This window comes from Alcaligenes sp. SDU_A2 (assembly GCF_038237375.1).
In the GTDB taxonomy this organism is placed as follows: domain Bacteria; phylum Pseudomonadota; class Gammaproteobacteria; order Burkholderiales; family Burkholderiaceae_B; genus Alcaligenes.
On record NZ_CP151273.1, the window covers coordinates 1 to 13,970 of the forward strand.

9 protein-coding genes, 2 tRNA genes and 3 rRNA genes are annotated in these 13,970 nt (G+C 55.4%); 3 read left to right on the top strand and 11 right to left on the bottom strand.

The features are described from left to right. Positions 1-180: 180 nt before the first annotated feature. From rrf to AADW57_RS00025, 5 genes are all read right to left on the bottom strand, one after another. Positions 181-293: ribosomal RNA gene (rrf, locus tag AADW57_RS00005) — 5S ribosomal RNA — on the bottom strand. 179 nt (positions 294-472) lie between these two features. Next, positions 473-3,354, bottom strand: a 23S ribosomal RNA gene (locus AADW57_RS00010). A 374-nt stretch (positions 3,355-3,728) separates the two neighbouring features. Continuing rightward, positions 3,729-3,804: transfer RNA gene (locus AADW57_RS00015), tRNA-Ala, on the bottom strand. 11 nt (positions 3,805-3,815) lie between these two features. Then, positions 3,816-3,892 (bottom strand) — tRNA-Ile (locus AADW57_RS00020). A gap of 93 nt (positions 3,893-3,985) precedes the next feature. Beyond that, a 16S ribosomal RNA gene (locus AADW57_RS00025) occupies positions 3,986-5,522 on the bottom strand. Together the 16S, 23S and 5S rRNA genes with 2 tRNA genes alongside form the textbook arrangement of a ribosomal RNA operon. Before the next feature lie 1,269 nt (positions 5,523-6,791). Between AADW57_RS00025 and AADW57_RS00030 the strand changes: the two genes are divergently transcribed. After that, a complete protein-coding gene (locus AADW57_RS00030) occupies positions 6,792-7,586 on the top strand; it encodes a uracil-DNA glycosylase (protein WP_341668017.1) in 795 nt (264 codons plus the stop codon). Between the two features lie 30 nt (positions 7,587-7,616). Then, positions 7,617-7,946 (top strand): hypothetical protein, encoded by a 330-nt coding sequence (locus AADW57_RS00035; RefSeq protein ID WP_341668018.1) that lies wholly within the window; start codon positions 7,617-7,619, stop codon positions 7,944-7,946. Positions 7,947-8,060: 114 nt separating this feature from the next. On the opposite strand, the gene lipA is transcribed toward AADW57_RS00035, so the two are convergent. After that, on the bottom strand, positions 8,061-9,074 hold the full coding sequence (lipA, locus tag AADW57_RS00040; RefSeq protein WP_341668019.1) for a lipoyl synthase: 1,014 nt from the start codon (positions 9,072-9,074) through the stop codon (positions 8,061-8,063). 202 nt (positions 9,075-9,276) lie between these two features. Between lipA and AADW57_RS00045 the strand changes: the two genes are divergently transcribed. Then, positions 9,277-10,068 (top strand): enoyl-CoA hydratase, encoded by a 792-nt coding sequence (locus AADW57_RS00045; RefSeq protein ID WP_341668020.1) that lies wholly within the window; start codon positions 9,277-9,279, stop codon positions 10,066-10,068. Here AADW57_RS00045 and lipB read toward each other — a convergent pair whose 3' ends face one another. From lipB to AADW57_RS00070, 5 genes are all read right to left on the bottom strand, one after another. Beyond that, positions 10,069-10,728, bottom strand: coding sequence for a lipoyl(octanoyl) transferase LipB (lipB, locus tag AADW57_RS00050; protein ID WP_341668021.1), 660 nt, complete (start codon positions 10,726-10,728; stop codon positions 10,069-10,071). Positions 10,729-10,747: 19 nt separating this feature from the next. Continuing rightward, positions 10,748-11,023, bottom strand: a complete 276-nt coding sequence (locus AADW57_RS00055) for a DUF493 family protein (protein ID WP_341668022.1) — start codon at positions 11,021-11,023, stop codon at positions 10,748-10,750. Then, positions 11,020-11,892 (bottom strand): D-amino acid aminotransferase, encoded by an 873-nt coding sequence (locus AADW57_RS00060; protein WP_341668023.1) that lies wholly within the window; start codon positions 11,890-11,892, stop codon positions 11,020-11,022. The genes AADW57_RS00055 and AADW57_RS00060 overlap by 4 nt, the downstream gene beginning before the upstream one ends. A gap of 24 nt (positions 11,893-11,916) precedes the next feature. Beyond that, positions 11,917-13,143 (bottom strand): D-alanyl-D-alanine carboxypeptidase family protein, encoded by a 1,227-nt coding sequence (locus AADW57_RS00065; protein WP_341668024.1) that lies wholly within the window; start codon positions 13,141-13,143, stop codon positions 11,917-11,919. Between the two features lie 129 nt (positions 13,144-13,272). Beyond that, a complete protein-coding gene (locus tag AADW57_RS00070; RefSeq protein ID WP_341668025.1) occupies positions 13,273-13,923 on the bottom strand; it encodes an alpha/beta hydrolase in 651 nt (216 codons plus the stop codon). Positions 13,924-13,970: the final 47 nt, after the last annotated feature.

Consider the following 13,970-nt stretch of genomic DNA (forward strand, 5'->3'; position numbering starts at 1 on the left):
TGCTTGGGCTGGGTTTGAGTGTTGTGTGCGCGCTGTGCTGGAGAGTGCTTGGGCGGCGTGCAGGCCGGGGGGGATGCGCTCAGGCGCATGGAGGCAGCCAGCGAGCCGTGCGCTGGCGTTGCGTCGCCTAAAAGACAAAACCCCCACAAGCGAGGCTTGCGGGGGTTTTGAGCAATAAGAGCTTGACGATGACCTACTTTCACAGACGTCCGTCCACTATCATCGGCGCAAAGGCGTTTCACAGTCCTGTTCGGGATGGGAAGGCGTGGGACCACCTTGCTATGGTCGTCAAGCGTAACTGGTTGCCAGGTTGTCTTGTGGACAGCCTAGCCAATTTGGAAGAAGCACCTTGCCAGGATCAGTACGGATCGCTTAGCAAGTGTTTACGAAGGGTTTGAGCGCGGGCTGCGCTGCACTTCAATATTACGTTCTGTGGTCAACAACTTGTACTCACTACAACCACAAGGGTTATAGGATCAAGCCACACGGGCAATTAGTACTGGTTAGCTACATGCATTACTGCACTTCCACACCCAGCCTATCAACGTCCTGGTCTCGGACGACCCTACAGGGGGTCAAGCCCCCGGGATACCTAATCTTCAGACGAGTTTCCCGCTTAGATGCCTTCAGCGGTTATCTCTTCCGTACGTAGCTACTCGGCAATGCCATTGGCATGACAACCGATACACCAGTGGTACGTCCACTCCGGTCCTCTCGTACTAGGAGCAGGCTCCGTCAAGTATCCAACGCCCACGGCAGATAGGGACCAAACTGTCTCACGACGTTTTAAACCCAGCTCACGTACCTCTTTAAATGGCGAACAGCCATACCCTTGGGACCGGCTACAGCCCCAGGATGAGATGAGCCGACATCGAGGTGCCAAACACCGCCGTCGATATGAACTCTTGGGCGGTATCAGCCTGTTATCCCCAGAGTACCTTTTATCCGTTGAGCGATGGCCCTTCCATACAGAACCACCGGATCACTATGTCCTACTTTCGTACCTGTTCGACTTGTCAGTCTCACAGTCAAGCACGCTTATGCCATTGCACTATCAGAACGATTTCCGACCGTTCCTAGCGTACCTTCGAACTCCTCCGTTACACTTTGGGAGGAGACCGCCCCAGTCAAACTGCCCACCATGCACGGTCCCCGATCCCGATAAGGGACCTAGGTTAGAACCGCAAACAGACCAGGGTGGTATTTCAAGGTTGACTCCACGCAGTCTGGCGACCACGCTTCAACGTCTCCCACCTATCCTACACAGGCCGGTTCACAGTTCAATGCAAAGCTACAGTAAAGGTTCATGGGGTCTTTCCGTCTAGCCGCGGGGAGATTGCATCATCACAACCATGTCAACTTCGCTGAGTCTCAGGAGGAGACAGTGTGGCCATCGTTACGCCATTCGTGCAGGTCGGAACTTACCCGACAAGGAATTTCGCTACCTTAGGACCGTTATAGTTACGGCCGCCGTTTACCGGGGCTTCGATCAAGAGCTTGCACCCCATCACTTAACCTTCCGGCACCGGGCAGGCGTCACACCCTATACGTCCACTTTCGTGTTTGCAGAGTGCTGTGTTTTTAGTAAACAGTCGCAGCCACCGATTCACTGCGGCCTCTTCGTGCTCCGTGCGCAGGCACTTCACACTAATGAGGCATACCTTCTCCCGAAGTTACGGTATTAATTTGCCGAGTTCCTTCTCCTGAGTTCTCTCAAGCGCCTTGGAATATTCATCCCGTCCACCTGTGTCGGTTTGCGGTACGGTCTCGTAGAGCTGAAGCTTAGAGGCTTTTCTTGGAACTGCTTCCAGTCAGTTTAGAGCCGAAGCTCTATTCAGTCACACCCTTGAATTATGCACCCGGATTTGCCTAAGTGCCTTCTACGATGCGCCAACGGGGACATCCAACACCCCGATGACCTTCTGCAATCCGTCCCCCCATCGCACTCTACGACGGTGCGGGAATATTAACCCGCTTCCCATCAGCTACGCATCTCTGCCTCGCCTTAGGGGCCGACTCACCCTGCGCCGATGAACGTTGCGCAGGAAACCTTGGACTTACGGCGAGGGGGCTTTTCACCCCCTTTATCGCTACTCATGTCAGCATTCTCACTTCCGATACCTCCAGCATTCCTCACGGAACACCTTCACAGGCTTACGGAACGCTCTCCTACCATGTGTACATAGTACACATCCGCAGCTTCGGTCTATGGCTTAGCCCCGTTACATCTTCCGCGCAGGACGACTCGATCAGTGAGCTATTACGCTTTCTTTAAAGGATGGCTGCTTCTAAGCCAACCTCCTGACTGTCTATGCCTTCCCACTTCGTTTCCCACTTAGCCATAGTTAGGGACCTTAGCTGGCGGTCTGGGTTGTTTCCCTCTTGAGTCCGGACGTTAGCACCCGGTGCTCTGTCTCCCACGCTGTACTTGTCGGTATTCGGAGTTTGCCATGGTTTGGTAAGTCGCTGTGACCCCCTAGCCATAACAGTGCTCTACCCCCGACAGTAATACGTGAGGCACTACCTAAATAGTTTTCGGAGAGAACCAGCTATCTCCAGGCTTGTTTAGCCTTTCACTCCGATCCACAGCTCATCCCCTAATTTTTCAACATTAGTGGGTTCGGTCCTCCAGCACGTGTTACCGTGCCTTCAACCTGGCCATGGATAGATCGCCTGGTTTCGGGTCTACACCCAGCGACTGAATCGCCCTATTCGGACTCGCTTTCGCTACGCCTCCCCTATTCGGTTAAGCTTGCCACTGAATGTAAGTCGCTGACCCATTATACAAAAGGTACGCAGTCACACCACGAAGGTGCTCCTACTGTTTGTATGCATATGATTTCAGGATCTATTTCACTCCCCTTCCGGGGTTCTTTTCGCCTTTCCCTCACGGTACTGGTTCACTATCGGTCGATCACGAGTATTTAGCCTTGGAGGATGGTCCCCCCATATTCAGACAGGATTTCACGTGTCCCGCCCTACTTGTTCGATGCTTAGTTCCACGTATTGCATTTCGTCTACAGGGCTATCACCTGCTACGGCTGGACTTTCCATTCCATTCGACTATGTAATACGCTAAAACATCCAGGCTGGTCCGGTTTCGCTCGCCACTACTTCCGGAATCTCGGTTGATTTCTTTTCCTCGAGTTACTGAGATGGTTCAGTTCACTCGGTTCGCCTCCACATACCTATGTATTCAGTATGGGATACCGCATTGCTGCGGTGGGTTTCCCCATTCGGACATCTACGGATCAAAGCTTGTTTGCCAGCTCCCCGTAGCTTTTCGCAGGCTACCGCGTCCTTCATCGCCTGTGATCGCCAAGGCATCCATCATATGCACTTATTCGCTTGATCCTATAACGCTTACGGCTATAGGATATATGAGTATACGTTGTTGCCGTTCATCAATCCTTAGCTGTCATCCAATCCGAGGATTGAACAACGTCTATATTTTTGAGAACTTGTTGAACATAAATTGTTCGTGTTGCAATCACAACCCGTGCATTGTCTACATCGCTTCCTAAGAAATGATGCGTATCAGACAACACACCTTCGTTGTGCTTCTTCCTAATTGTTAAAGAGCAATTCGTGGGTTGCATAACCCAACGAGCAGTATTCTTTAAAAAGAACACTCTTCGTTGAATCTAGCGCCAGCCAAACCGTTGTTTGCCTGTGCCCTATACTCTGTCATGAATGATCAGTTACCGGCCCCTACCGCGATAAAGCGATGGTGGAGGATGACGGGATCGAACCGACGACCCCCTGCTTGCAAAGCAGGTGCTCTCCCAGCTGAGCTAATCCCCCGAGGTAATCGTTGGTGGGTCAAGTTGGAATCGAACCAACGACCCCCGCCTTATCAAGACGGTGCTCTAACCGACTGAGCTACTGACCCATCTATCACCACTGGGCGATAACCTTCATGGTCATGACATTAACTAACAGCCAATAAGTGTGGACGCTTTCGCTTTGCGAGCCATTCGCTCTAAAAGGAGGTGATCCAGCCGCACCTTCCGATACGGCTACCTTGTTACGACTTCACCCCAGTCATGAATCCCACCGTGGTAAGCGCCCTCCTTACGGTTAGGCTACCTACTTCTGGTGAAACCCACTCCCATGGTGTGACGGGCGGTGTGTACAAGACCCGGGAACGTATTCACCGCGACATTCTGATCCGCGATTACTAGCGATTCCGACTTCACGCAGTCGAGTTGCAGACTGCGATCCGGACTACGATCGGGTTTATGAGATTAGCTCCCCCTCGCGGGTTGGCGACCCTCTGTCCCGACCATTGTATGACGTGTGAAGCCCTACCCATAAGGGCCATGAGGACTTGACGTCATCCCCACCTTCCTCCGGTTTGTCACCGGCAGTCTCATTAGAGTGCTCTTGCGTAGCAACTAATGACAAGGGTTGCGCTCGTTGCGGGACTTAACCCAACATCTCACGACACGAGCTGACGACAGCCATGCAGCACCTGTGTTCCGGTTCTCTTGCGAGCACGGCCAAATCTCTTCGGCTTTCCAGACATGTCAAGGGTAGGTAAGGTTTTTCGCGTTGCATCGAATTAATCCACATCATCCACCGCTTGTGCGGGTCCCCGTCAATTCCTTTGAGTTTTAATCTTGCGACCGTACTCCCCAGGCGGTCAACTTCACGCGTTAGCTGCGCTACTGAAGCCTAACGGCCCCAACAGCTAGTTGACATCGTTTAGGGCGTGGACTACCAGGGTATCTAATCCTGTTTGCTCCCCACGCTTTCGTGTCTGAGCGTCAGTATTGTCCCAGGGGGCTGCCTTCGCCATCGGTATTCCTCCACATCTCTACGCATTTCACTGCTACACGTGGAATTCTACCCCCCTCTGACATACTCTAGCTCGGCAGTTAAAAATGCAGTTCCAAGGTTGAGCCCTGGGATTTCACATCTTTCTTTCCGAACCGCCTACACACGCTTTACGCCCAGTAATTCCGATTAACGCTTGCACCCTACGTATTACCGCGGCTGCTGGCACGTAGTTAGCCGGTGCTTATTCTGCAGATACCGTCAGCAGCGCTTCGTATTAGGAAGCGCCTTTTCTTCTCTGCCAAAAGTACTTTACAACCCGAAGGCCTTCATCATACACGCGGGATGGCTGGATCAGGGTTTCCCCCATTGTCCAAAATTCCCCACTGCTGCCTCCCGTAGGAGTCTGGGCCGTGTCTCAGTCCCAGTGTGGCTGGTCGTCCTCTCAAACCAGCTACGGATCGTCGCCTTGGTGGGCCTTTACCCCACCAACTAGCTAATCCGATATCGGCCGCTCCAATAGTGAGAGGTCTTGCGATCCCCCCCTTTCCCCCGTAGGGCGTATGCGGTATTAGCCACTCTTTCGAGTAGTTATCCCCCGCTACTGGGCACGTTCCGATACATTACTCACCCGTCCGCCACTCGCCACCAAGAGAGCAAGCTCTCTCGTGCTGCCGTTCGACTTGCATGTGTAAAGCATCCCGCTAGCGTTCAATCTGAGCCAGGATCAAACTCTTCAGTTTAATCTCTGTGGTTGTCCCGTCTTGCGACGAGACCGATTGTGTCTCAAAGAAAAATTCAGAGTTTACACAAGGTAAAAACTTCATTTTTCGTCTGTGAGCACTTGATACAAACTTGTGGCGATCCCGTAAAGGGTTCGGCCCGCTCATTCCAAGCGCCCACACTTATCGGCTGTTAATTGTTAAAGAGCAGTGACAGTTGCCTGTCGTTCTACTGGCTGAGTCGGCCGGCGCGTTACGCTGTGTGGCGTTTCGTGCCTTGCTGTCTCAGCAGCAGAGAAACGAGATTATGAAGCGTTTTTCGCAGTGTGTCAAGCGTTTTTTTGAAGTTCGTTTGAGCGTTTTTGGCAGAACCTAAACTGATCAAACTTGTTCCCGCTTGAACCAGAACCGGATGAAACCACCTGATCCTGTGCTGCTTAACTTCACAAGCTACAAAGTTAAATTTTAAGACGTCGCTAAAAACTTAACTTTGCAATCTCGTTTGCAGAATCTAGAACTTTAACATGAAAAACTGAAATCATGCAAGCTTTATTTTCTGCCGGTTAATTTAGACTTCGGTGCGGGCCATTGAGCCAAGGCGGTGAAATCGAACTAACCGCTTGCTGTACCGCTTCGGGAAAACCCTGTTCGCTGCAGCAAGAAAGAAACTATAGCACGGTGTTTTCCCCGATAGCAAGCTTTTTGACAAGAATATTTCAGCAGGCCTGACACTCTTTCTCCAGAAACATCTCAACCCACTGAAAACAAATAAAAATACAGGATACATATAAAATGTAACTTTTAGATGCGTAGCCACCCACGCTCCAAAACTACCAGACAAGAGCTTCGTCATCTATGCAAGGTGCTTAACAAGCCACTCATCCCTATTACGAAACAGAGCCACTGCCCCAGCCAACCCGCCCCACCATGCCTGAAGGAGCAGGCCGGCATCGCACCTATACAAACACCACCCCTACAATGGCAGCGCGCAATGACTGCCCGGCACCTAACGCCGGATCGTCGACCACCGACACAATCGCAAGCATCGTCACTCTGATTCGGGACTCGCCCTACTCTATATATATAGGGCAACCTGCTCTTCTATATATAGCGACCTTCGTTTTGCATGTCCGCGCCCAACACAGGCCCTTGGTGCTCGCTACTATATATAGAGGAGATGCTGCCCCCGCCACGCAGCCTATCGTCCTCACAACATTCCAGGCACAGCGCATTCGGCAGAGCGCAAGGCACGCCTTACAATACGCGGATAGTCACCACACTCTTTTCATTATGGCGCGCTCATCTTCCTCTCGCCCTAAGGGGCAGCTCAGCCTGATCGGCGACGAGATTCTAGCCGGCAATACGCTGGACGGCAGTATTCTTGCGCAGCTATCCCTTCTACCACCTCACTGGAAAGCCGCCCTTGGCAGCCCCGAACTGGTTCAGACCCTGCAAAACGTCTCTGCATGGCTGGACAAGGAGCTGGCTCAAGGAGCCACCATCTATCCGGCCGCTCCTTTTCGCGCCCTGCAATTGCTGCCGCCGGATGGCGTGCGTGTTGTCATACTGGGGCAAGATCCCTACCACGGCCCCAACCAGGCACAAGGTCTGGCATTTTCGGTACCCGACACCTGCCCCGCCCCTCCCAGTCTACGTAATATCCTGGCACAGTTGCAGCTGGAGTATCCAGATATGCCGGCACCGGCCAGCCATGATCTGAGCAATTGGGCGCGCCAGGGCGTACTGCTGCTCAATACATCGTTGACAGTGGAAGATGGGCTACCCGCCTCGCATGCCAGGAAAGGATGGGAGACAGTAACGGATGCCCTGCTGGTTCACCTGGCCGATCAGACTACGCACCCCATTGTCTATATGCTCTGGGGCAATCATGCCCAAGCCAAAACGGACCTGATCCGCCGGCACGCGCAAGGCCCGCACCTGATCTTGGCGGCCAACCATCCGTCCCCCTTATCGGCTCGTCGGCCTCCTGTCCCTTTCATGGGCTGTGGCCATTTTCGCCAAGCCAACGACTGGTTAGCCGAACAGAACGCCGCTGCCATCGACTGGCTGGCAACCGGCCCCTGACCCTGACCTTCTATATATAGACATACGCATATGCCGCTAAGCCCTGCCGATCCGACTTTGAACCCTGACGAACAACACGCTTTGTGGTCATCGGAACTGACCCAGCAATATGCCTGGCAGTTTGAAGGCAACACACCTATTCAGGTGCCCTTGAACTGCCTGCCTTTGATGGAAGAACTGTTCAAGCTGCTCAATGAAACCATTAAAGACTCGTTTGATCGTTCGCTGTTTTGCTGGACCGAGCTGAAACTGGACGCATCTGGCCTGACAGCATGGTACCTGGGGGTGGAAGACTACGACGCGACCATCGAAGCCTTTGTGGCATCGCTATCGAGCCGGTGTCTGGCCGCAAGCCAATAGGCTGACGGCGCACCGATCGCTGACCACAGCACGTGGTCATGCAAAGCTTGCTCGGTACGCCCAAGTCCGGGAGTTTTTGTTGCTGCTATGGCAAGAAGTAGACAGTGACCCGTATCAGGGCTGCACGCCGGCGGCGTGGGCCTGCTGATCCGCATGATAGGACGAGCGGACCATGGCACCGACAGCAGCATGGGTAAAGCCCATCGCGTAAGCTTCGCGCTCGAACATGGCGAATTCGTCCGGCGTGACATAACGCAGAACAGGCAAATGGTGTCCCGACGGCTGCAAATACTGGCCTATGGTCAACATCTCTACATTGTGCGCCCGCATATCGCGCATGACTTCCAGAATTTCCTCGTTGGTCTCGCCCAGCCCGACCATCAGCCCCGATTTGGTCGGCACTTCGGGATGCAGTTTCTTGAATTCCTGCAACAGCTTGAGCGAATGATGGTAATCCGAGCCGGGCCGGGCCTGTTTGTAGAGACGCGGCACGGTTTCCAGATTATGGTTCATGACATCTGGAGGGCAGGCATCCAAGATGTCCAAGGCGCGCTCCAGACGGGCACGGAAATCGGGCACCAGGACTTCAATGGTTGTATGGGGCGAATGCTCGCGCACCTGACGGATGCATTCGACAAAATGGGCCGCGCCGCCATCGCGCAAATCATCTCGGTCTACCGATGTAATGACCACATAGGACAATTTCATCGCGCCAATGGCCTTGGCCAGATTGGCGGGTTCGTCCTGATCCAGCGGATCGGGACGGCCATGCCCCACATCGCAAAACGGGCAACGACGCGTACACTTGTCGCCCATGATCATGAAGGTGGCCGTGCCCTTGCCAAAGCATTCGCCGATGTTCGGACAGGACGCTTCTTCGCAAACCGAAAACAGCTTATGTTCGCGCAGCGTTTCCTTGATTTCGTAAAAACGCGAATTCGGTGCCGCTGCCTTGACCCGAATCCAGTCCGGCTTCTTCAGACGCTCGGCCTGCACGACCTTGATCGGAATGCGCGAGGTCTTGGCCTGGGCCTTCTGCTTTTGCGTAGCGTCGTAATCAGCGGGCGCGACAGCGCGTGGGCGGACGGTAGGTTTAGGGTCGACGGACGTATCTGCAGGGGAGGTCATAGGCGTAGTAAATATAAACAGCATGCCTGCGCCACAGCCGGGCTGCGGGCGCATCGTCATTTGATTGTAGCCCCAAGCCTTTACAAGCGCCTAGAAGCAAGGCCATAGTTTGCTCACGAACCCCTTGAATATAAAAGCAGACGCATCGCATCGGCAACATTGCGCTGTGTATTCTGCACATACAACAAGTACGGAGACCTGCATGCCTTACGAGGAAAACACAGCCCCTGTGCTGCTGCAACAGCACGATGGACTGGCGCACATCACCTTGAACCGCCCGACGCAATACAACGCGCTATCCGAAGAAGTACTGGATGCCTTGCAGGACATACTGGATGATCTGGCCCGGGATCAAGCCCTACAATGCGTCGTTATACAAGCGCGCGGCAAGGCGTTTTGCGCCGGGCACGATTTAAAGCAGATGCGCAGTCGTCCCGAACATGCGTATTACCTGGACCTGTTTCAGCGCTGCAGCCGCGTCATGCAAAGCGTGCAGTCCCTGCCCGTGCCCGTCATTGCGCGCGTGCAGGGGCTGGCCACGGCGGCTGGCTGTCAGTTGGTCGCCAGTTGCGACTTAGCCGTGGCTGCGCAATCAGCACGCTTTGCCGTATCGGGCATTAATGTGGGTTTGTTCTGTTCCACTCCTGCGGTGGCCCTGTCGCGCTGCGTGCCGCCCAAAGCCGCCATGGAAATGCTGATGACGGGCGAGTTCATCGACGCCAGTCGGGCCCGGGAACTGGGGCTGATCAACCATGCCGTGCCCGACGAGCAACTGGACCAGGCCGTACACGATCTGGCCGACCGCATTCTGGCCAAAAGCCCGGTAGCGGTACGTGCAGGCAAGGCGATGTTTCACCGCCAGCGCAGCCTGCCGCTGGAGCAGGCTTACGACTACGCAAGCCAGATCATGGCCAAAAACATGATGAGCGACGATGCCTGCGAGGGCATAGACGCGTTCATACAGAAGCGCCCAGCCGTCTTTAAAGGGCGTTGATCAGGCTACGGCAGCGCTCATGCGCTGCGCCATTGCCTTGGACAAGTATTCGCATAAGAACTGTGCCGCCTGATCCAGGGTAACATCCGCCCCTTGGGAGCGCATATCGGTGGTTTGCAAGCCTTCGTAGCCACATGGATTGATGCCCATAAATGGGGTCAAATCCATATCCAGGTTCAGGGCCAAGCCATGATAGGAGCGTCCATTGCGGATTTTGATGCCCAGCGCGGAGATCTTGGCCAGTGCGCCACCCGGCGCTACCGGGACATACACGCCAGGCGCACCGGGTTTGCGGCAGGCCCCCTGGACGCCGAAATGCGTCAGACAAGCGATAACGGCATCTTCGAGCAAGACCACATACTCTTTGACATACAGGCCGACACGACGCAAGTCGAACAGGCAATACACCAGTAACTGACCCGGCCCGTGATAGGTGACCTGCCCCCCTCTATCGGTCTGCACAACAGGGATGTCCGCGGGGTTGAGCACGTGTTCGGGCTTGCCGGCCTGTCCTTGCGTATAAACCGGAAGGTGCTCGGCCAGCCAGATTTCGTCGGGGGTGTCGGGTCCGCGCTGCTCGGTGAACTCGCGCATGGCTTGCCAGACTGGCCCATAGTGGACCGGTCTGGGCAAAGACTTCACCTGTATGCAATCGGACATGCCGCCCCCCTGATCCTGCCTATAGGACGACACGCACCAGATGGTGCGCGTGCAAGGCACGGTACAGATTGTCCAACTGTTCACGCGACGTGGCCCGAACCGTGAACGTCAGGCCGGTATAGTTGCCTGCCTTGCTGGGGCGTTTTTCAATCGTGGCCGCGTCGAAGTCGGGGTCGAACTCCAGCACAATGGCCAATAGCTCTTCCTGCAGCGTGTCGTGAGTCTGGCCCATGACTTTAATGGGGAAGTCGCTGGGGTATTCGATCAATGATTCTTCGGGTGGAATAATGCTCATGCTTGCTCCGTAGCCTGAATGGCCTTGTCGTATCCTGCCCGCAATTGGGCAAAGACCGGGCCTGGCCGACCGTCTGCGACGGGGCGGCCATTAAATACAACGATGGGCAACACTTCCTTGGTCGCTGCCGTCATCAGGATTTCGTCGGCGCTATCGACTTCCTCGCGGGAAATCCGACGCGCCTGGAAAGCAATGCCCGCCTGCGCCGCCAGCTCTTCCATCAAGCCGTAGCGAACGCCTTCCAGAATCAGGTTATTGCGCATGGGTGCCAGCAAGGTGCCGTTACGCACGATCCAGATATTGCAGGATGCGCCTTCGGTCAGAAAGCCGTCACGAAATTGGATGACTTCATCCACCCCCGCCTGAACAGCCTGCTGTTTGGCCAGCACATTACCCAGCAACGACACCGACTTGATATCGCAATGCAGCCAGCGCACATCATCGATGGCGATAGCGGTCAGACCGTTTTCGCGCTCGGCCTGCACACGCTGAAAAGGCGAAACCATAATAAACACGCTGGGTGCGACATTCTTGGGGAAGGCGTGGTCGCGCTTGGCCACGCCGCGCGTGACCTGTATGTAAACCATACAGTCCGCCCCTTTGCCGGAGCGGGCCAGCATGTCCAGTACCAGCTTTTCCCACTGAACCCGTGTAAACGGATTAGCAATGCCGATCTTGGCCAGGCTGCGCTCCAGGCGGTTCAGGTGTCCGTCCATTCGAAAGGGCTTGCCGCGATAGGCCGGCACGACATCGTAGATGCCGTCGCCATAGATAAAACCGCGGTCCAGCACGGATATTTTCGCCTCGCCCAAACGAACGAAGTCGCCATTCAGGTAAACAATGCTGTCGGGATCAATACCAGAAATCATAGCGTCGGTCTCGGAAAGAAAGGCTTATTCGAACATCAGACGCACTTTGTCGACCATGCGGCCAAAAAAGCCGGCCTCGGGGACATCGTCCAGTACGACCAGAGGCTGTTCGGACAAGGTCTTGCCGTCCAGAGTCAGCGTCAGGGTACCGACTTTGGTGCCCTTACTTAATGGCGCGACCAGCGGCTGCGTATACTGAGCCACAGGCTTGATCTGGGCAGATTTGCCGCGCGGCACGGTCAACCACAAGGGTGCCGCTGTGCCCAGCCCGACATTCTCGACCGTGCCTTCCCAGACACGTGCATTAACAGCGGGGTTGCCGGCGTCGTAGAGCTTGACCGTCTCGAAATTCTGGAAGCTCCAGTTCAGCAGTTTCAGGCTGTTTTCGGTACGGGCATTGTCGCTGGCCGTACCAACTACCACGGACACAATACGACGACCGTCGCGCATGGCGGTGGACACCAGGCAGTACCCTGCTGACTGGGTATGGCCGGTCTTCAAGCCGTCCACTGTATTGTCCAACCAGAGCAAACGGTTGCGATTGGGCTGCTTGATATTGTTGTAGGCGAATTCTTTCTGGCTGTAGTAGTGCAGGTATTGCGGAAAGCGCGACACCAAGGCGGCGGCCAATGTGGCCAGATCGCGTACCGAGGTCAGATGGGCGGGATCGGGCAAGCCGGTGGAGTTGACGAAGTGCGTAGCGGTCAGGCCCAGCTTGGCGGCCTGTTCGTTCATGAGAGCCGCAAAGGCCGATTCGCTGCCGGCGACGGCTTCGGCCAGGGCCACGGAGGCGTCGTTGCCCGATTGCACGATCACGCCTTGCAGCAAGGCGTCCACCGGCACCTGTGTGTTGACCTTGACGAACATGCGCGAACCTTCGGTGCGCCAGGCCTTTTCCGAAATGTTCACAGCCTGATCCAGCTTCAGACGGCCTGATTCCAGTGCATCGAAGACCAAATAAGCGGTCATAATTTTGGTCAGCGAAGCCGGTTCGACACGCTCGTCGATGCGTTCGGCTGCAATGACCTGGCCGCTGTTGACATCCATGGACAGCCAGGCCGGCGCGGTCAACCCGGGCGGCGGCACGATGGAAAGATCGCCAGGCAAGGCCGCTGCTGTAGCGGCTGGTGCCGTGACCGGTGCGCTGGATTCAGCCGGCGTCTGTGCATAAGCTTGTACAGGCAACGCCAGTGCGAGCGCCACTACACAACGGGAGAGAATCGGAGATACGGATTTTTTTGCAAAGGTCATGTCTGGGAACAATTGTAAGCTGCGGTCAGATCAGGAAAGGCCCATTATGGCAGAGCGCCGCTACGCTGTAAGCCCGCCTGCCCAGTGATCCGCCAATGAAAACGCAACGATTTGAAAGCAAAGCGCCGCTTAAGTTCCAAGCCCGGCCAGATGGCGGCTGACAAGTTCGCGCAATTGGATCAGCTTGCCGTGAAAGAAATGGCCAGCCTGCGGCAGCACCACCATAGGAAGCTGGTGCTCGCGGGCAAACTCCATGCCCTCGGACAGCGGAACGACATCGTCCAATTCCCCATGCACCAGCAAGGTATCGGCAGGCGGCTGCACCTGACGAAAGCGAAAACGGTTGACCGCTGTACCAGCCAACACCAAGGCGCGCGGCGACGCAGCGCCCGCATCGGCCAGCTCGGCATGAACCTGGGCGGCCACGGAGGTGCCAAACGAAAACCCCGCCACAAGCCAGGGGCCGTCCGGCCATTGCGCAAACCGGTTGGAAAACTGTTCGATCAAGGCCAACATATCGACTGTCTCGCCACGGCTCTGATCGAACTGACCGGCAGACAGCCCAACGCCGCGAAAATCGGGACGCACCACCAGCAAGCCTTGCTGAGTGGCGCAGCGGGACAGGGTCGTCACCACTTTATTGTCACGCGCACCGCCATGCAGCGGGTGCGGATGAAGGATCAGCGCCCAACCACGCGGCGTGTCGATGGGCCAATCCAGTGCGCAATCGATGACGCCGGCAGCGCCGGAAAATTGGATCGTATCCAGGCGTTCAGACATGTTCAGACCAAATATCAAATAAGATTATGCCAAGCTCTTCCAGTGTA

What these genes read in the sequence shown, in the direction of transcription:
- AADW57_RS00030 (WP_341668017.1), top strand. Translation starts at nt 6,792, where the DNA reads ATGGCGCGCTCATCTTCCTCTCGCCCTAAGGGGCAGCTCAGCCTGATC.
- AADW57_RS00035 (WP_341668018.1), top strand. Translation starts at nt 7,617, where the DNA reads ATGCCGCTAAGCCCTGCCGATCCGACTTTGAACCCTGACGAACAACAC.
- lipA (WP_341668019.1), bottom strand. Translation starts at nt 9,074, where the DNA reads ATGACCTCCCCTGCAGATACGTCCGTCGACCCTAAACCTACCGTCCGC.
- AADW57_RS00045 (WP_341668020.1), top strand. Translation starts at nt 9,277, where the DNA reads ATGCCTTACGAGGAAAACACAGCCCCTGTGCTGCTGCAACAGCACGAT.
- lipB (WP_341668021.1), bottom strand. Translation starts at nt 10,728, where the DNA reads ATGTCCGATTGCATACAGGTGAAGTCTTTGCCCAGACCGGTCCACTAT.
- AADW57_RS00055 (WP_341668022.1), bottom strand. Translation starts at nt 11,023, where the DNA reads ATGAGCATTATTCCACCCGAAGAATCATTGATCGAATACCCCAGCGAC.
- AADW57_RS00060 (WP_341668023.1), bottom strand. Translation starts at nt 11,892, where the DNA reads ATGATTTCTGGTATTGATCCCGACAGCATTGTTTACCTGAATGGCGAC.
- AADW57_RS00065 (WP_341668024.1), bottom strand. Translation starts at nt 13,143, where the DNA reads ATGACCTTTGCAAAAAAATCCGTATCTCCGATTCTCTCCCGTTGTGTA.
- AADW57_RS00070 (WP_341668025.1), bottom strand. Translation starts at nt 13,923, where the DNA reads ATGTCTGAACGCCTGGATACGATCCAATTTTCCGGCGCTGCCGGCGTC.